This is a genomic window from Bacillus sp. SYZHCR11 (assembly GCF_057196865.1).
The window spans coordinates 501636-520707 of record NZ_JBXUND010000002.1; the positions used below are offsets into that span (position 1 = coordinate 501636).

Consider the following 19072-nt stretch of genomic DNA (forward strand, 5'->3'; position numbering starts at 1 on the left):
AAAGACGGGTCCGGAGTGTTTACAAGAAATACACATTTTATATGCGGAAAGCCTATCTCCTTTTAAAGCATTTACAGGACATTTATCACTCTTTTGAAATAATTTTAATAAATCTTTATATTCGTTCAAGAAATATTCATCCATAATTGTGAAGTTCTTGGTAAAACGTCGAGAAACTCCTCTATTTTATAAAATGCATAAAAAAGGAATACCCGCTGAAAACTACAAATAACCGGGAAAGGAGGCGGTCTGATGTCTGCGGATAAACAAAACAAACGGATTCCCGGCGATTTTGAATCGGCTGTACGGGAAATGCAGGAGCTGATGTGTGTTTGCGGTGATTTTAAAATACGAAGGATCAAACTGCAGGACCGTCATACCGCTTTCTTTTATATTGAACAAATGATAGAAGAACAGAAGCTGAATGAGTTTCTGTTAAGCGACACCCTGCAGAACGGTCCGCTTGAGGAAACGATGAATGCCGTCAGCAGTGCGGAAACGGATGAAACCAGAAAACTCATTGACGGGATTTTGGCAGGCCAGGTTGTTTTTCTCAGCGATGCATCAAGGAAAGCGAAGCTGTTTTCCGTCGGGCAGAATCCGCTGCGTTCCATTATGGAACCCGAATCTGAAAGTATCGTCCGCGGCGCCCATGACGGGTTTGTGGAAAGTTTGGAAACGAACATTCATCAGCTGCGGTTTCACATACAGGACCGCCATCTCTCCGTTCATTATATGGATATCGGGGAAAGAGCCAAATCAAAGGTTGCGGTTATCTTTGTTGAGAATATCGCCAATCCGGAGATTGTGGAGGAAGTGAAGCGGCGCCTGTCATACCTGCGTATAGACAGCGTGCTTGCGCCCGGAATTATCGAGGAGTCGATAGAAGATAATTCGTTTTCCATTTTTCCGCAGATCGTTCATACGGAACGGCCGGATAAAGCAAAAGCATGCGTGATGGAAGGCTGTGTGCTGATCATGATGGATGGCAGCCCGTCGGCCTTGATTGCGCCGATCACGTTCTTTTCCTTTTTTCAATCGCCGGATGACTACAGCACGAGGTGGATTTCCGCCAGTTTTTTGAGAGTGCTGAGATTTTTCGCCTTTATGATCGCGATTACACTGCCCGCTTTTTATATCGCGCTGATTGCGTTTCATTTTGAAGTCATTCCCAACGATTTGATTATCACCATGAAAAATTCGATTGTTGATATTCCCTTCCCTCCGCTGATAGAGGCCATGATTATGGAGATTACGATTGAGCTGATCCGCGAAGCCGGTATCAGGCTGCCGAAACCGATCAGTCAGACGATCGGCATTGTCGGCGGTCTCGTGATCGGTGACGCAGTCGTTCAGGCGGGACTCATTTCTAATATGATGATTATCGTCGTGGCCGTTACGGCCGTTTCTTCTTTTGTGCTTCCTTCATATGAAATGAGCACGTCCATTCGAACGCTCAGATTTCCGCTCATGTTTCTGGCATCCTCGTTCGGTTTTATCGGCATCGCATTCGGCTTCGGACTTATTCTGATGAACCTGTGCAAGCTTGAATCCCTCGGCGTTCCGTATTTATCATCTCTGACGCCGTTTCATTTCAGTGACTTAAAGGATGCATTTATCCGGCTGCCGGCCTGGTTTATTAAAAGAAGGCCTTTTTATTTGAGACCGCAAGATTCAAAGCAGATAAAACATGTTCGGGGGTGGAGAAAAGATGAAGCCTAAAAAAATCAGCCGGCTTCAAGGCGTGTTTTTCATTAATCAGACGCAGATCAGCATCGGCATTTTGGCGCTGCCCCATTTACTGATGATGAAATCGGGAAGCAGCGGATGGATTTCCATTCTGCTTACCGGATTGCTCGTCCAGCTTACCTTCAGCCTGTATATGATATTATTTCACCGGTTTCCGAAGCTGAACCTGTATGAAATGCTGGAGGAGGTGTTCGGAACACTTGCCGGCAAAGGGGTGCAGGTGCTGTATATTTTATATTTCGCGTTTCTCTGCACGCTCATTCTTTCTGTATTTACACGGTTATTGGATATCTGGGTGCTCCCTCAGACTCCGAATTGGGTGATCAGCTTAATGCTGATCCTCGGTTCTGTCTATATCGCCCAAGCCCCGCTGAATGCGATCGCGAGGTTCAGCTTTATTTTAACGCCGTTTTTGCTGCTGATCTCTCTGCCGCTTTTATACACGCTGGGAAAAGCCGATATCACATACATTATGCCGATTTTTCACGGAACCGCAAAAGACATGCTTACCGGGGTGCAGCAAACCCTTGTCAGCATTACCGGCTTTCAGGCGGCGCTTGTGATCGGGCCCCTTATCAACTGCACCGTCAGCCAGCGCTACAAAATACTGACGATTTCAAACGGCTTGATTATCCTTTATTACCTGTATATCACTCTTACTTGCTTTGTCACCATCAGCCCCGAAGAAATAAAAATGATCCCGGAGCCTGTGCTGTACCTGTTAAAAACCGTTTCATTCAGAATTATCGAACGGACGGATCTGCTCTTTTTGACGTTTTGGTTCGTGACCGTCTTTTCAACGCTGGCCAACGTGTTTTACTTGGCAAGCACCGGCATCGCCAAGCTGTTCAATCAAAAAGATCACAGCCGGTTTGTTTATCCGCTGGCCCTGCTCGTCTTCCTTCTGTCTATTTGGGCCACAAGCACAGATAAAACGATACAGCAGCTGGATCAGTTTTTCCGCATTTCCGATATTGTGTTTGTGTATTTGTTTCCGTTGTTTATGGTATTGATTGTCCTTGTACGCAAAAAGGGTGTCCGCCATGCGCATTAAAAAAGCGGTTCTTATCAGTCTCATGTGCGCAAGCCTGACACTTGCCGGCTGCTGGGATCAAAATTTGTTGAAAGATATTTCTCTCGTGCTGACCGCAAGCCTTGATGTTGATCATGACGGTAAAAATAAAATCGGCATTACCTATCGGAAGGTTCAGTCCTCCCAGGCGGAACAGGAAACGGGCGGCTCATTCATTACGACGGTGCTCAGCGCTTCCGGGCACACCATCCGTGAAGCGCGGTTTCAATTGGATAAGCTTGTCGACCAGCGCATTGACACGTCCAAGCAAAGAGTCTTATTAATCGGTGAGAAAATGGCGGAAAAACCGCTTTTTCCTTATCTCGATGTCTTTTACAGAGATCCGAAAAGTCCGCTTCTCGCTCATCCGGCGGTTGTAAAAGACGGCGAGGCGATTGAAGTGCTGAAGCTGATCGTCCGGCAGAAATTGATCGTCAGCAAGTATTTAACGAATTTATTAACAAGCGCTAATGCGGAATCAAATATCAGCATGGAAAATTTGCAATCCATCCGTTCAAGCATGCTGACGGCTGATAAGGATTTCGCCCTTCCTTATTTATCGATTAACGGACAGACGATAAAGGTAGAGGGTTCTGCCCTGTTCAGCGGCCAGCGGAAAGTGACTGAGGTGCTCGGTCAGGATTCGACCCTCCTGACCCTTTTAAGCGGGCAATTTAATAAATCGGCTAATATTAATCTGAAGCTGTGGGACAAATACAAAATGGATATTGAAAATTATCTTTCTCTCGGCATCACGGATGCCACGCGAAAGATTGTATTTATAGATACAGATCCGCAGCATATAAAAGTGAAAATCCGTTTAAAGCTGAACGCACGCGTCTTGGAATATCCGAAGGACAAACTGAATTCTTATACGGCAATCGACCAAATGAACAAACAAGCATCAGCAAATTTGAACAGCCAGGCCAGATCGGTGATCAGCCATATTCAGGAGCACAACTCGGATATCCTCGGCATCGGCCGGAAATATCAAACCCATTATTATGAGCGGGGCAAGCGGCTCAATTGGCGTGAGGTCTATCCTTCCATCGAGATAATCCCTGATATCAAAGTGAATATCTCGCAAATCGGCATCGTGAACTAAAAGAGACCCCGGTCTCTTTTTTTGTTGCCAACCGAAATGATTCGTGGTACTCTTTTTGTGTAAACGGTTACATAAATGAAGGGGGAGTGTTTGTTGGCAACGATTAAAGATGTCGCAGGCGCTGCCGGCGTCTCTGTTGCCACGGTCTCGCGTGTCCTCAATGACAACGGCTACGTCCATGAAGATACACGAACGAAGGTCATGCTTGCCATGGAGAAGCTGAATTATTATCCGAATGAAGTTGCCCGCTCTCTTTATAAAAGAGAATCCAGACTGGTCGGGCTTTTGCTTCCGGATATTACGAACCCCTTTTTCCCGCAGCTTGCCCGCGGCGCTGAAGACGAGCTGCAGCGGGAAGGATACCGGCTGATCATCGGCAACAGCGATGAAGAATTGGAAAAAGAACTCGACTACCTGCAAACATTTAAACAAAATCAAGTTGCCGGTATTTTGGCGGCCACCCATTACCCCGACCTTCCCGAATACAGCGGCAGCCTTTACCCGGTCGTATTTCTGGACCGGACAAAAGAAGGCGCCCCATCCGTATTCAGTGACGGGCGGGCAGGCGGAAAACGGGCGGCTGAGGAAATGCTTCGCGGCAAAAGCACAAGCATCACGCTTGTCAAAGGCCCAGGCCACCTTCCGACCGCTCAGGAACGTTTTAACGGCGCACTTGATGTGCTGTATAAAGCGGGCGCGCAGTTCAATGTCATCTCCGCCGCTTCATTTTCTATCAAGGATGCCGCCGTTTTAGCAGAAAAATTGTTTGCAGCATACCCCGAAACCGACGGAGTCATTGCCAGCAACGATATTGCGGCGGCTGCCGTCCTCCATGAGGCGCTGCGGCTCGGTAAAAAAGTTCCGGAGGAGATTCAGATCATCGGATACGACGATATTCCGCAGAGCAGGCTTTTGTTTCCGCCGCTTTCAACCATCCGCCAGCCTGCATATGAGATGGGAAAACAAGCGGCAAACCTGCTGCTGCAATTGATAAAGAAAGAGCCGCCGAAAGAGACGGCCATTCAACTGCCTGTGACTTATATAAGAAGACAAACGACGAGAAAGGATGATCACCATGAGTGAAATTTGTGTTATCGGAAGCTGTTCTATGGATCTGGTCGTCACATCCGAACGGCGTCCGAAAGCCGGAGAAACCGTACTGGGCACAGACTTTCAAACCGTGCCCGGGGGAAAAGGCGCAAACCAGGCCGTAGCCGCTTCCCGTCTGGGCGCAAACGTATATATGGTAGGAAAAGCTGGCAGTGACAGCTACGGAAAAGCGATTATTGAAAACCTGAAGGCAAACGGTGTCAATACGGACTATATGGAAACGGTTACACATAAAAAAAGCGGAACGGCTCATATTGTGCTCGCAGAAGGAGACAACAGCATCGTCGTCGTAAAAGGCGCAAACGATGACATCTCACCCGATTATGCCAAAAGTGCGCTGGAAAAACTTCCCGGCATTGATATCGTGCTGATCCAGCAGGAGATTCCTGAAGAAACTGTTGAAGAAGTGTGCAGCTACTGCCGCGCGCACCAAATTCCGGTTATCCTGAATCCCGCGCCGGCCCGCCCGCTGAAACAATCGACGATTGAGAATGCCGCATATCTTACGCCGAACGAACATGAAGCATCCATTTTATTTCCTGACCGGACGAAAGAAGAAGCGCTCGCCGGCTATCCCGGCAAACTGTTCATTACCGAAGGAAAACAAGGCGTACGCTACTCAGACGGCACCGCGGAACGGCTTGTTCCCGGCTTCCCTGCAGAAGCGGTCGACACGACGGGTGCCGGCGATACCTTTAATGCGGCACTTGCCGTCGCACTCGCGGAAGGACGGGACATCGAGCAAGCGCTCCAGTTCGCCAACCGCGCCGCCTCCCTGTCCGTGCAGCACTTCGGCGCCCAAGGCGGGATGCCGGTCAGAAAAGAAGTTGAGGAGCTGCTGTCATGAAAAAACACGGAATGTTAAACAGCCACATTGCCAAAGTATTAGCCGATCTCGGGCATACAGACCTCATCGCGATCGCCGATGCGGGTCTCCCCGTCCCTGACGGCGTCCCTAAAATTGATTTGTCCTTAACGGCGGGCATTCCCGCCTTTCGGGACGTGACCAGCCTGGTAGCCGGAGAGATGGCCGTCGAAAAGGTGATGGCCGCCTCCGAGATCAAAGACGAAAATCCTGAGAATGCAAGTTTCATAGAAAGCCATTTCTCAGCGCAGACGATCGAGTACATGCCCCACACGGAATTCAAACGGCTCACACAGAAAGCAAAAGCCGTCATCCGGACGGGTGAAATGACACCATACGCCAACTGCATCCTGCAGGCGGGTGTGATTTTCTAGAAAGAAGGGATCCAGCATGCACATCGGCATGACAGACATTCATAAAGCATTCGGCAAAAACCAAGTGCTATCCGGCGTCTCATTTGAGCTTCTGCCGGGAGAAATCCACGCTTTAATGGGAGAAAACGGAGCGGGCAAATCGACGTTAATGAATCTGCTCACCGGGCTCTACCGGCTCGACAAGGGAAACATTACGATAAACGGAACAAATATGAATTTCTCCAATCCAAAGGAAGCCGAAAAGCACGGAATCGCCTTTATCCATCAGGAACTGAATATATGGCCGGACATGACGGTGCTTGAAAATCTTTTTATCGGCAAAGAGCTGACGACGGCGTTCGGCGTTTTGGAAACGAAGAAAATGAAAGCGCTAGCAAAATCACAGCTTGAAAAACTGGGAGTCTCTCTTCCTCTTGACCGGGAAGCCGGACAATGTTCCGTCGGCCAGCAGCAAATGATTGAGATTGCCAAAGCGCTGATGACAAACGCTGAAGTCATTATTATGGACGAACCGACCGCGGCGCTGACCGAACGGGAAATCAGCAAACTGTTTGACGTGATGACGGCGTTAAAGCGGGACGGCGTATCCATTGTCTATATTTCGCACCGAATGGAAGAGATATTTTCAATTTGCGACCGGATCACCATTATGCGGGACGGCCTCACTGTCGATACGGCGCATATGAAAGATACTCATTTTGATGAAGTGGTCAAAAAAATGGTCGGGCGGGAGCTGACCGATCGGTATCCGACCCGCACGCCGTCACTCGGCGATAAGGTCCTCGAAGTGAAAAACGCCTCAAAAAAAGGAAGCTTTTCACAGATCAGTTTCCATGTGAGCGCCGGAGAAATCCTCGGCGTTTCCGGCTTAATGGGTGCCGGACGGACAGAAATCATGAGGGCGCTGTTCGGAATTGACCGGCTCGATTCCGGAGAGGTCTGGATTTCCGGCCGAAAAACCGGCATTCGGGGTCCGTACGATGCCATCCGCAAGGGACTCGGCCTGATTACGGAGAACCGCAAAGATGAAGGGCTGCTGCTGGATACGTCCATTCGTGAAAATATCTCATTGCCGAACCTGACCAGTTTCTCTCCGAAAGGCATCATTGACCGAAAACGCGAGGCGGAGTTCGTTGAGCTGCTCATCAAGCGTCTGACCATTAAGACTGCATCTCCGGAAACCGCCGCCCGGCATTTATCAGGAGGAAATCAGCAAAAAGTCGTCATCGCCAAATGGATCGGAATCGGCCCGAAAGTCCTCATCCTTGATGAACCGACAAGAGGCGTCGACGTAGGCGCGAAAAGGGAAATCTATTCATTAATGAATGAACTGACCGATCGCGGAGTCGCCATCATCATGGTTTCTTCCGAGCTGCCGGAAATTCTCGGCATGAGTGACAGAATCATCGTCGTCCACGAAGGGCGCATCAGCGGAGAAATCAATGCGGCAGATGCAACACAAGAACACATCATGACACTTGCCACGGGAGGGCAGCAGTATGAAAACTGAACCAATAACATCAACTGAACAAAAGCGATTTTCCATTCATACCTTCACGCAAAAACTCGGTCCGTTTCTCGGCTTACTGATTCTTGTGCTGATCGTTTCCGTTTTAAACCCGAGTTTTCTTGAACCTCTCAATATTCTCAATCTTCTTCGGCAGGTTGCGATTAACGCTCTGATTGCATTCGGAATGACGTTTATCATTTTAACGGGAGGCATTGATCTCTCTGTCGGAGCCATCCTCGCCTTATCGAGCGCATTGGTCGCAGGTATGATGGTCTCAGGCATCGACCCGATCTTAGCCGTCATCATCGGCTGCGTGATCGGCGCCGTACTCGGCATGATAAACGGATTATTAATCACAAAAGGAAAAATGGCGCCGTTCATCGCCACTTTGGCGACAATGACCGTCTTTCGCGGACTGACCCTCGTCTATACGGACGGAAATCCGATTACGGGGCTCGGTTCAAATTACGCATTTCAATTATTCGGGCGCGGTTATTTTCTCGGCATCCCCGTACCTGCCATTACGATGCTGATTGCATTTGCGGCCCTGTGGGTTCTTCTGCACAAAACACCGTTCGGCCGCCGGACATACGCCATCGGCGGCAATGAGAAAGCGGCGCTGATATCGGGAATCAAAGTGCCCCGCATCAAGATCATGATCTATTCTCTGACAGGTTTATTATCGGCGCTGGCGGGAGCGATTCTGACATCACGCTTAAATTCCGCACAGCCGACGGCCGGAGAATCATACGAGCTGGACGCCATCGCAGCGGTCGTTCTCGGCGGAACGAGCCTGTCTGGCGGTCGAGGGCGCATCATCGGTACGCTGATCGGGGTTTTGATTATCGGTACGCTGAACAACGGCTTGAACCTTCTCGGCGTATCATCGTTTTATCAGCTCGTCGTCAAAGGAATCGTCATTTTAATCGCGGTGCTGCTGGACCGCAAAAAATCGGCATAGTAGGAGGACCATTATGAAGAAAGCCATCATCACGATCGCGGCATTATCACTGTTTTTGCTGTCCGCCTGTTCACTTGAACCGCCGCAATGGGCAAAACCGTCAAACACAAAACATAAAAAAGAATTCACTATCGGGCTCTCCGTCTCCACATTAAACAATCCGTTCTTCGTTTCATTAAAAGAAGGCGTTGTAAAGGAAGCCAAAAAACGGGGCATGAAGGTCATTATTGTCGATGCCCAAAATGATTCATCTAAACAGTCAAATGACGTAGAAGATTTGATCCAGCAGGGAGTCGATGCGCTGCTGATCAATCCGACCGATTCATCAGCGATTTCAACAGCCGTCGAATCGGCAAATTCCCTCGGCATTCCCGTCATTGCGCTGGATCGTTCAGCCGAACACGGCAAAGTCGAAACGCTTGTCGCCTCTGACAATGTCAAAGGAGGAGAAATGGCGGCTGACTACCTCGCCGATCAGCTCGGAAAAGGCGCCAAAGTGGCTGAATTGCAAGGGGTGCCGGGCGCATCCGCGACACGGGAACGCGGAACGGGCTTTCATCATATTGCCGACAAAAAGCTGGATGTCGTTACAAAACAAGCGGCAGATTTTGACCGTACAAAAGGATTGACCGTCATGGAAAACCTGCTGCAGGGACATCCGGATATCAAAGCCGTGTTCGCCCATAATGATGAAATGGCACTCGGGGCGCTCGAAGCGATTAACAGCTCGGGCAAACACATTTTGGTCGTCGGTTTCGACGGAAATAAAGATGCGATTTCTTCCATTAAAAGCGGGAAGCTGACAGCCACGGTCGCACAGCAGCCGGAGCTGATCGGAAAACTGGCGGCCGAAGCGGCGGAGCAGGTGCTCAAAGGAAAAAAAGTCAAAAAAACCATTTCCGCTCCATTGAAACTTCAAACGCAAAAATAACCGGCTGATGTTTAGACTTCCGGTAAAACGTGAAAGGATGAAGTAAAAGGAGAGATACAGATGAAGAAAACAGCCAAAGCGGCATCCATTCTGACCCTTGCAGCGGGAATATCAGCGGCTTCAGCTGCCGGAATAACGCCTCTTCCCGAGACACACGCACAAGAAGCGGTCAAAATTGACGATCTGTACAGCTACCCGCTTGACTCTTATCTTGTTTCCGCGGAAGCATTGAACGTGAGAACAAAAGCATCAGCAGCCAGTCCGAGAGCTGATACCCTTCATTTAGGCGACAGCTTAAAGATCGTTTCATTCCAGAACGCTGACTGGGCAAAAGTACATTATAAAAACGGAAAAACAGGATTTGTATCTACTCATTATATTGTTAAAGAAGCAACAACCGTAAAAACGACGGCAAAAACAAAAGTATATACAGACAAACAAGCGGTCAAAGCTTCCCTTGCCAAAAACACGAGCGTTTCTTTCCTCGGATGGAAAAAGACAGCCGGCGGCGGCATTGATTTCGGCTGGGCGCTTGTCGATTACGGGGGCGCAACGGGATATATCAGCACAAAAGATCTGCAAAAACTGACATAATATCAAAACGGATTTCGCAAATTCAGCGCGAAATCCGTTTTTTCTTTCTTGAGCAGTCAGAAACGTCTAAGGTTCGAAATATTTCTCAGGAAATATTGTCGGATGAAGATGAATGCATACGACTCTAAAATGGCTTCTTTATGTAATCCGCCAGGCGTTTGGCGTTGTCACGGATAGCCGCAGCATCGGCGCTGCTAACCCCGTACATCGCGAAAGCCGGCAAATAGGTCATTCCCGTAAAATTAGCCATTGCCTGAAACGGCCTTAAGAGCTCGCTCAGTGAAAAATGGTTGGACCCGCCTGCCTGATATGCATCCTCTCCGGCACCTACAGAAACAGCCAGCAGCAATTCTTTGCCGTGCAGCGCCTTTCCTTTGGAACCGTAAGCCCAGCCATACGCCAGCACATGATCCATCCATGTTTTTAAAAGCGGAGGCGCACTGTACCAGTACAGCGGGAATTGAAATACGATCCGGTCATACTGTTCACACAGCTGCCGTTCCTTTTCCCCATCTATTTTCCCGTCCGGATATTCTTTATAAAGCTCACGGACCGTGATGTCATCATGATTTTTTAATTCTTCTGTCCACGCCTTATTGACCGCTGAGTTATCCATGTCAGGATGAACCGCTAATACCAATACTTTCACAGCTACCACACCTTTCCCTTTTGACTGTATTTTACCTAATCTTTGCCGGTTCAGCCAAATAAAAAGAAAGCCCCCGAGAAAAATGAGGCTTTCTTTTTTATTTTATTCCGGACTTCCTTCGGTTGTTTCAATATCCTTCGCAAAATTCGGATTATCTAAATTTGCGTTGAAAAAGTCCGCCGTATTCGGAAGCTTGAGGTTCATATTCATTTTTTGAGAAATGGTCACTTTACAATCTTTAATGACATAGTCAAACACGTGTCCCCCGGAATTGCGTCCTTCATCAATGAAGTGCAGGTGATATCCGGAAACAGCGATGCCGTTTGCGTAACCCGGCGTCCAGAAGCCGGCGATTGTACCCTGAATGTCGTCAAAGTTGAACACAGGCTGTGTTTTCACCGCTTCAATCATCGGAACGTACGGTTTCTCCTGGCGTTCTACCGTTCTTGTCTGCACCTTTTTAAATACGCCGTCTAAACGGATCGCATAAAATAAGTTTTTACTTGGCAGAAGACTGGCGATTTCCTGCTCGAATTCTTCACGGGTCATTTCGCCGTCGATCGTATGCGTCATGTCCGGCGTGAAAAATGTGAATGAGCAGAATGGTGACAGGTCTCCGCCTTTAACAGGCGTAGCCGTTCCGTCGCCGCGCAGACGGTAAAATTCGCCGTCAAATCCGATTAATTCGCCGTCCAGTTTATTGAACGTGCCGATCCCGAAATCACCGAACTTCGGAATGTCAGCCATATCAAAATCTCCGTCATACACTCCGTCCAGCAGAGATGTCATGGTGGATACTTGATAGATTTGATCCTCAGGTGAGCCTTTTTCTCCGCGGCTCATCATATGGATGTCGCTTGCATTTTTCATATTCCCTTCACTCCTTTTAAATTGGGCTGTTTTAGAAAACAGGTCATGGTGCGCAGAGTGCTAGAGAGCTTTTGCTTTCATTTTTTCTTTGAATTGCTTCGGAAGCATGTCGCTTGATAAATGGACATTGTCACTGTAATCGACAGGAATGTCAATGATGACAGGGCCTTCTGTGTTCAAGCCTTTTTGCAGCACGTCTGCCAGCTGTTCCGGTGACTCAACGCGCAAGCCGGTGGCGCCGAAGCTTTCTGCATATTTTACGATGTCAATGTTTCCGAAATCTACGCATGATGTACGGTTATATTTTTTCATTTGCTGGAATGCGACCATATCATATGTGCTGTCATTCCATACAAGGTGAACGATCGGCGCTTTTAAGCGGACTGCCGTTTCCAATTCCATTGCAGAGAACAGGAATCCTCCGTCTCCTGAAACGGATACGACTTTTTCACCCGGATTCACCAATGTGGCGGCAATCGCCCAAGGAAGCGCTACGCCCAATGTCTGCATGCCGTTGCTGATCAACAGCTTCAGCGGCTCATAAGCGCGGAAGTAGCGGGACATCCAGATCGCGTGAGAACCGATATCGCAAGTGACGGTTACGTCGTCATCAATTGCATTGCGGAGTTCTTGGACGATTTGCAGAGGATGCACTCTGTCGGATTTATGATCGCTTGGCGCCTTCTCGCTGTCTGTGAGCATCTGTTTTAACTCGCTCAGCACTTCTTTTTCACGGCTGCCCATATCAAATGTCACAGCGTCGTGTTCAATTTGTTTAACCGTAGCGGGGATATCGCCTAATAATTCTAATTCCGGCTGATAGGCATGATCGATATCGGCCTGGATTTCGTCAAGATGGATAATAGCACGGTCACCGTTTACGTTCCAGAACTTCGGATCGTATTCAATCGGATCATAACCGATCGTTAATACGACATCCGCCTGTTCAAGCAGAAGATCGCCCGGCTGGTTGCGGAACAGTCCGATCCGGCCGAAATATTGGTCTTCCAGCTCTCTGGACAATGTGCCGGCCCCTTGGTACGTTTCTACGAAAGGCAGTTTTGTTTTGGCAAGCAGTTTGCGGATTTGTTTTACCGCTTCCGGTCTTCCGCCTTTCATGCCGACTAACAGAACGGGAAGTTTCGCCGTCTGGATTTTCGCGATAGCCGCGCTGACCGCCTCTTCCGGTGCAGGGCCTTGTTTCGGCGCCGGCACGCTGCGTACGTTTTTCACATTTGTGATTTCATTCACAACATCCTGCGGAAAGCTCACAAAAGCCGCGCCTGCCTGACCTGCTGACGCTGCCCTGAAGGCGTTTGTTACCGCTTCTGGTATATTCCCTGTTTCCTGTACTTCTACACTGTATTTTGTAATCGGCTGAAATAGCGCCGCATTGTCCAATGATTGGTGTGTCCGTTTTAACCGGTCTGCGCGAATTACGTTACCCGCCAGCGCCACTACCGGATCACCTTCTGTATTAGCCGTTAACAAGCCGGTCGCCAAGTTGGATGCCCCCGGGCCTGAAGTAACGAGACAAACGCCTGGTTTTCCAGTCAGTCTTCCGACAGCCGCAGCCATAAATGCAGCGTTCTGTTCGTGACGGCATAAAACCAGTTCAGGTCCTTTATCTTTTAACGCATCAAATACTGCATCAATTTTTGCACCCGGAATGCCAAAAACATGTGTGACACCTTGCTCCACTAAGCAATCAACAACAAGCTCCGCCCCCCGATTTTTTTCAGAGGTTTTTAGTTCATTTGTTGCTTTTGCCAACACCCTCACTCCTTATTATGCATATTAAATATAAAATTTTAAGTAATTTGTGATATTATTCACTATACACTCTTTGGAAATTGACCTCCAATATCAATTCGCCGTATGATTAATATGTTTCACGAATAATTAACAAAGAGAAAGGAATGGATAAGGATGGAGCTTCGCCATCTTCAATACTTTATTGCCGTTGCCGAAGAACTTCATTTCGGCAAAGCGGCGCTTCGGTTAAATATGACACAGCCGCCTCTCAGCCAGCAGATCAAACAGCTTGAGAAGGAAGTCGGCGTGACCTTATTAAAGCGCACGAAACGGGTTGTAGAGCTTTCAGCTGCCGGAGAAAGTTTTTTAAAACACAGCAGAAACGCGATCGAAGAAATAGACAAAGCGATTGAAATGGCGCAGAGAACGGCGCGGGGAGAGCTCGGCCGCCTTGTCGTCGGTTTTGTCGGCTCGGCCACATATGAATTTCTGCCGCCGATCATTCGGGAATTCCGCGAAAAATTCCCCTCCGTCAAGCTTGATCTGCGTGAAATTTCTTCTTTCAGACAGCAGGAAGAACTTCTGAAGGGGAACATTGATATCGGCATCCTTCATCCGCCTTTACAACATTCCGCGTTACATATGGAAAAGGTGCAGAGCAGCCCGTGCATTCTGGCTTTGCCGAAGCAGCACCCGCTTACCGCTAAACAGACAATCGACATTCAGGATTTAAAAAATGAACCGATTATCACACTGTCGAAAGAAACATGGCCGACTTTATACCTGGAGTTTGTAAACTACTGCGAGCAGGCGGGCTTCAAACCGAAAATCGTTCAGGAAGCGACGGAGTATCAAATGGTGATCGGATTGGTTAGTGCCGGTATCGGTGTAACCTTTGTGCCTTCTTCTGCTAAAAAGCTGTTTAATCTCGAAGTCGCCTACCGCGGCATTAATCAGGCGCAGCTCACTGCCGAATGGGTCATTGCCTACCGCAAGGATAATCAAAATCCGATCCTGAAACATTTTCTGGATATTATGAATAAGCGCCAGGCTTTATTGCAGGCGGATAAGGAAAATGCATAAAAAAGAGGGCCGCCGAAAGCAGCCTCTTTTTTTTGTGCTTTTATGGATTTTTACTAAATTGGTAGAAACGCTCAGTACACCTTACGACCTGTACCCGTATACATACAGTACAACTGATCAGGAGGGATAAAAATAACGGGGCGGCAATGACCCATCGAAAAGGAGGCAGAACACATTACACATATTACCGTCATTTTGACCCTGATTTCTTTCTTTGTGACCATTATTTTTATATTTTGGAGACCCGGGGGATTAAATGAAGCCGTTCCGGCGTCGCTGGGCGCCATTCTCGTTTTGTTATGCGGAACCGTTTCCTTTCATGATTTGGGGGATATAGGGTCAAAAGTCACCGGAGCATCAATAACCATTATCTCCACAATGATAATGGCGATCGCGCTGGAAAGCTTCGGTTTTTTTAACTGGGCGGCGGCCAAACTGCTTCACCGCGCCAAGGGATCAGGCATCCGGCTTTTTTGGCTGACCAACCTGCTCTGTTTTTCAATGACGCTCTTTCTGAATAATGACGGCAGCGTCTTAATCACCACTCCTATTTTACTATTGGTCTTACAATATCTCGGACTTAAAAGACATCAGAAAACACCGTATTTAATAAGCGGCGTATTAATTGCGACGGCGGCAAGCACCCCGATCGGCGTCAGTAATATCGTCAATTTAATTTCTCTCAAAATGATAGGCATGGACCTTTATTTGTACACCAATATGATGTTTATCCCCGGCACGCTGGGACTGGTGTTTATGGCCTTTCTGCTGTTTGCCGTTTTCTACCGCCGTTTGCCGAAACAGCTCCCCGATATTCCGGTTCATTTTGAATCGCTGGAACACAAACGATATCATCCGCTTCAGCCTCCGCCAGAGTTGTCCCAAAAAAACAGCCGTACGAACATCATGTTTTGTGTTTTGGTATTTGTATTGTTTGTCCGGATCAGTCTGTTTGCAGCTTCTTACAACGGCATATCCGTTTCGCTCGTGGCTGTCATCAGTTCAGTCATCCTGCTTTGCTGGAGATGGTTTTATTTAAAAACCGGACCGGCGGACTTATTAAGGAAAGCGCCTTGGCATATCTTTATTTTTGCCTTCACGATGTACATTATCATTTACGGACTGCATAATATCGGACTGACGGCATTGCTTGTTCAGTCTATTGAGCCTTATGTCTCACAAAGCATTGCCCACGCTGCATCTATTATGGGCATTGCTACATCCGTCCTCTCTAATTTGTTCAATAACCATCCCGCCTTAATGATCAGCACTTTGACATTAACTGAAATGTCCATTGACCCATTAACCGTAAAAATCATTTATCTGGCTAATATTATCGGCAGTGATATCGGATCATTGCTTCTGCCGATCGGGACATTAGCCACACTGATCTGGATGCATATCATCAGACAGCACGGCGAAAAAGTTTCTTGGTCAGAATATATCAAAACGACCATTGTCGTTGTCCCTCTCACCGTCGTGTTTACCATTACCGTTTTATATGTTTGGATTAGCTGGATTTACCTTTAGCTATGAAAAAAACTGCCTGCTGTATAAGAGAGGCAGTTTTATCATTTATGGCAGGTGCATGGTTTTTAAATGATTCAATTTCCAAAAGACAGTATCCCCGTCTGCATTGGTCAATTCAAGAATATTATCTGAGACGTCCTGTAACAGCCCCACTTTATTCGGTATATCTCCTAAATCCAGAATAATCAGCTTCCCGACATATCTTTTTAATTGCTCCTCAAAATTCCGGACAAGGGGCACATTAGCGGGAACAACCGGCAGCTCTGAACTGTTTAATGTATACGGCGTCTGCTCATCGGAATAGGGTGTCAGCCATTTCAAATGATGCATCGAGATGAAAAGAGTCTTATAAACCGGAGAGAAGAAAACAAAATAATCATTTAAAACACTTGTCACATACCCATGAATGGAACGGTCTCCCGTAACGAAAATTTCTGTAAATCTGCCTTTTATATGCTGGAGGGTATTCCGGTAAGAAAAGGAATGTTCCTGTTTTTCGGGATGCGGACTTTTTTTTCTTGCGTACGGTTCTTTATTCTCTTCGTCCGGGAGCGTCAATGTCATCCGCTGAAGATGCAGCAGCGGAATATAAAGAAACGTCCGGCCGTCATGAATCACAATGATATCCTGACCGATATCCAAAAGAGTTCCTGAAAATGTCGTATTCCCCGATATCTCAATATCGACTTGTTTATCCAGAAATCTGCTTAATCCAGCCATTTCATTCCCCCTCTCCCGCGTTTACGGACAATCTTTCCGAATCATTTACGGCCGTGTTTCCACCGATAATCTATTGTCCTTAATACAGTGGCGTAGCTATAAGAGTTCTCTTCCTCCCGTTTTGAGGATCGAACGGATCTTGACGATCTTTTCGACTTTTTAGAGGAAGTACGCTGCTCTTCGCGTGATTCTTCTTCATGTGACTTTTCTTCTTCGGCGCTCTCTTTCCCGCCTTTATTCTCGTCGTCTTTATTCTCCTCTTTTTTGGCTGCTCCTTTTGCCCCTTCGCTGATGCTCTTGATATGAAAAGGATAGATCCGCAGCACTTCTTTATCTTTCACAAGAGTGTAGTGGCCGTCGGAATTATCCACAAGTATACCTTCAACGGCTTCAGGACCTCCGCGGTTGATGGATACCCATTTGTGGATCAGGCGTTTAAATATGCCGTGAAAATCATCAGCCATTTCAAATTCCGGGCGCTCCTCCTCCTGGCCGTCCTCTTCTTGTTCCGCGCTGATGCTTTTGACATGGTCGGCGTTAAAATATACGATTCCGTCATCTTCTGTTTCCAGCACGAGAAAATCATCCCCTGTTTCGTGAAGCTTTCCTCTTTTCGATTCCGGACCTCCCTGATTCAATTGCACCGTGCGATTGGTCATCCGGCTGATCAGATCTTGAAAATCATCAGCTTTTTCACATTCTGCCGCTTCGGCCGGCGATACGGTTTCACTCGTATTTTCCGTCACACTTTTCACGTGTTTCCATTGATAATAAACGATTTTATTATCAACCTGAAGAGCGATATAATCCGATTGAATGTCTGCTAATCTCCCTGTCTTGGACTCCGGGCCTCCCCGGTAGACAGTAATTACTTTTCCTTCCATCGCATGCAAAAAGTTGTCATCAGACCGATGCCGCTTCGTATTGCGTTTCATCTATTGTCCTCCTAGTCATTTTTCTCATAATGTAAAAAGCATAATGCATATATACGTATCACGATTATTTTCGGGAACTGATTCACCAGCCTATTTGTAAAAAATCTTTCTTCATTTCCAAATCAGATATTCCACCGCTCTAACTCACTGCTGATGAAGGCGGACCGCTCCTTAATGTATTCGCAAATCACATCAGGCTCCCGGTCAAAGCAATCAATCTCCTCTTTCTTATAAGGATCCTTTGCGACATGCGGCCTGATCTGCTCATACAGTGACATGACCTTCGGCTTCATATGTTCAATGGTAAACCGGGTCTGAAGCGTTTCTTCCAAAAGCTGTTTGTACGCTTTGCGGAAATACGGTTCATCCAGAAGCCTTGCAGTCAAGGTATTAAACCCTTGTATTCTGACATAATCGGCGTCCATCCGATCACCGTGAATGTCTCTTCCCCACGTCGCATCGTAATCCCACGGAATGACTTCAAAAAGTCCCGTTTCATGATTCCGGTACAAAGCGTAATTATGAACAAATCCATCGTAGTTTGAGGTAAACACGATGCCCGCAAGCCACCGCAAATACTTATCGGCGTCCAAGTGTTTGACGATCTCCCCCTTGAACTCTGACTTCGGAACGGTATTAATTTTATAGATCATGTCCTGCAAGTATAAATCGTCTTCTTTCGTTCCCGTTTTCTTTTCATAACCAAGTTCGAGCGATGTTTTCGTATCCCGCTCCAGATCACTGACAAGGGAGAAATTGGCGTCGTCATCAACCGCGTAAAAAACAGCCCCGTCCGCCAAATTCCGTTTCGCCAGAAAATATTCATCCACTGACTCCAGCTCAAGATACACCCCCTCATGTCTGCCATTGATTTGCAGGGTTACGAAATTCGCCTTTGGTGACAGCGTCCCAAGCTCCGCGAAGAAATCGAGAGACAGCTTATTCCGCATCATCGACGGATCTTTGTATTCAGCGTTTAAATGTATCTCTTTCGCCCTGCGAAATGTTTTCGGCGAATAAAAAGCGATGTGATACGATTTTTTCTTGAAATCTCTTATATGAGAGCCGCGGTACGCCAGATCAATGTCAAGCCGTTTTTGATTCACTCTCAGCACCGCGGGCACCGGATCATCATCCCAAATGTCTTTTTTCAGCTCCATTAAGTCTTTCGGGTGAATAAACAGCTGGTACAGAGGCAATGTTGATTGGTCTTTCATCAGTAACCCTCCCTGTATTAATTTAGGCTGTGCTATTTATAT

Annotated in this window: 18 protein-coding genes; 12 read left to right on the top strand and 6 right to left on the bottom strand. The window is 47.4% G+C overall.

Translation table 11 applies throughout. The features are described from left to right. Positions 1–252 precede the first annotated feature (252 nt). The 10 genes from AC2CGA_RS09170 to AC2CGA_RS09215 all read left to right on the top strand — a co-directional run bounded on the left by AC2CGA_RS09170 (position 253) and on the right by AC2CGA_RS09215 (position 10271). On the top strand, positions 253–1722 hold the full coding sequence (locus AC2CGA_RS09170) for a spore germination protein (protein WP_139885372.1): 1470 nt from the start codon (positions 253–255) through the stop codon (positions 1720–1722). Then, entirely contained in the window at positions 1712–2803 is a 1092-nt protein-coding gene (locus AC2CGA_RS09175) for a GerAB/ArcD/ProY family transporter (RefSeq protein WP_003151333.1), read from the top strand. Before AC2CGA_RS09170 ends, AC2CGA_RS09175 begins: the two co-directional genes overlap by 11 nt. Next, complete coding sequence (locus AC2CGA_RS09180; protein ID WP_014305952.1) at positions 2793–3926, top strand: Ger(x)C family spore germination protein; 1134 nt, start codon at positions 2793–2795, stop codon at positions 3924–3926. The genes AC2CGA_RS09175 and AC2CGA_RS09180 overlap by 11 nt, the downstream gene beginning before the upstream one ends. Positions 3927–4019: 93 nt before the next feature. Continuing rightward, positions 4020–5009, top strand: a complete 990-nt coding sequence (locus AC2CGA_RS09185) for a LacI family DNA-binding transcriptional regulator (RefSeq protein ID WP_024085883.1) — start codon at positions 4020–4022, stop codon at positions 5007–5009. Continuing rightward, the gene (gene rbsK / locus AC2CGA_RS09190; protein WP_088005440.1) at positions 5002–5883 is read left to right on the top strand and encodes a ribokinase; all 882 of its coding nucleotides are present in this window, start codon (positions 5002–5004) and stop codon (positions 5881–5883) included. The genes AC2CGA_RS09185 and rbsK overlap by 8 nt, the downstream gene beginning before the upstream one ends. Continuing rightward, entirely contained in the window at positions 5880–6275 is a 396-nt protein-coding gene (gene rbsD / locus AC2CGA_RS09195) for a D-ribose pyranase (protein WP_043867484.1), read from the top strand. Before rbsK ends, rbsD begins: the two co-directional genes overlap by 4 nt. A gap of 16 nt (positions 6276–6291) precedes the next feature. Then, positions 6292–7785: a sugar ABC transporter ATP-binding protein gene (locus AC2CGA_RS09200; RefSeq protein ID WP_014305956.1), complete on the top strand. Its 1494-nt coding sequence runs from the start codon at positions 6292–6294 to the stop codon at positions 7783–7785. After that, positions 7775–8746 (top strand): ribose ABC transporter permease RbsC, encoded by a 972-nt coding sequence (gene rbsC, locus AC2CGA_RS09205; protein WP_139885370.1) that lies wholly within the window; start codon positions 7775–7777, stop codon positions 8744–8746. The genes AC2CGA_RS09200 and rbsC overlap by 11 nt, the downstream gene beginning before the upstream one ends. A 13-nt stretch (positions 8747–8759) precedes the next feature. Next, positions 8760–9677 carry a ribose ABC transporter substrate-binding protein RbsB gene (gene rbsB, locus AC2CGA_RS09210; RefSeq protein ID WP_032857581.1) on the top strand — a complete coding sequence of 306 codons (918 nt, stop codon included), beginning with the start codon at positions 8760–8762 and terminating at the stop codon, positions 9675–9677. Positions 9678–9737: 60 nt separating this feature from the next. Then, a complete protein-coding gene (locus tag AC2CGA_RS09215) occupies positions 9738–10271 on the top strand; it encodes an SH3 domain-containing protein (RefSeq protein ID WP_024085887.1) in 534 nt (177 codons plus the stop codon). 124 nt (positions 10272–10395) lie between these two features. Here AC2CGA_RS09215 and AC2CGA_RS09220 read toward each other — a convergent pair whose 3' ends face one another. The 3 genes from AC2CGA_RS09220 to alsS form a co-directional block, all read right to left on the bottom strand. Next, entirely contained in the window at positions 10396–10920 is a 525-nt protein-coding gene (locus AC2CGA_RS09220; protein ID WP_003151320.1) for an NAD(P)H-dependent oxidoreductase, read from the bottom strand. 102 nt (positions 10921–11022) lie between these two features. After that, positions 11023–11790, bottom strand: coding sequence for an acetolactate decarboxylase (gene budA, locus AC2CGA_RS09225; RefSeq protein ID WP_003151318.1), 768 nt, complete (start codon positions 11788–11790; stop codon positions 11023–11025). A gap of 60 nt (positions 11791–11850) precedes the next feature. Continuing rightward, on the bottom strand, positions 11851–13563 hold the full coding sequence (gene alsS / locus AC2CGA_RS09230) for an acetolactate synthase AlsS (protein WP_015387606.1): 1713 nt from the start codon (positions 13561–13563) through the stop codon (positions 11851–11853). 156 nt (positions 13564–13719) lie between these two features. Between alsS and alsR the strand changes: the two genes are divergently transcribed. Both alsR and AC2CGA_RS09240 read left to right on the top strand, forming a co-directional pair. Beyond that, positions 13720–14628 (top strand): acetoin biosynthesis transcriptional regulator AlsR, encoded by a 909-nt coding sequence (gene alsR / locus AC2CGA_RS09235; RefSeq protein ID WP_003151316.1) that lies wholly within the window; start codon positions 13720–13722, stop codon positions 14626–14628. Between the two features lie 195 nt (positions 14629–14823). Continuing rightward, positions 14824–16158, top strand: a complete 1335-nt coding sequence (locus tag AC2CGA_RS09240; RefSeq protein WP_139885369.1) for an arsenic transporter — start codon at positions 14824–14826, stop codon at positions 16156–16158. Between the two features lie 45 nt (positions 16159–16203). On the opposite strand, the gene AC2CGA_RS09245 is transcribed toward AC2CGA_RS09240, so the two are convergent. The 3 genes from AC2CGA_RS09245 to AC2CGA_RS09255 form a co-directional block, all read right to left on the bottom strand. Next, positions 16204–16878, bottom strand: a complete 675-nt coding sequence (locus AC2CGA_RS09245; protein ID WP_014305963.1) for a hypothetical protein — start codon at positions 16876–16878, stop codon at positions 16204–16206. Between the two features lie 41 nt (positions 16879–16919). Next, positions 16920–17813 (bottom strand): hypothetical protein, encoded by an 894-nt coding sequence (locus tag AC2CGA_RS09250; protein WP_003151310.1) that lies wholly within the window; start codon positions 17811–17813, stop codon positions 16920–16922. A 122-nt stretch (positions 17814–17935) separates the two neighbouring features. Continuing rightward, entirely contained in the window at positions 17936–19030 is a 1095-nt protein-coding gene (locus AC2CGA_RS09255; protein WP_024085889.1) for a CotH kinase family protein, read from the bottom strand. Positions 19031–19072 lie beyond the last annotated feature (42 nt).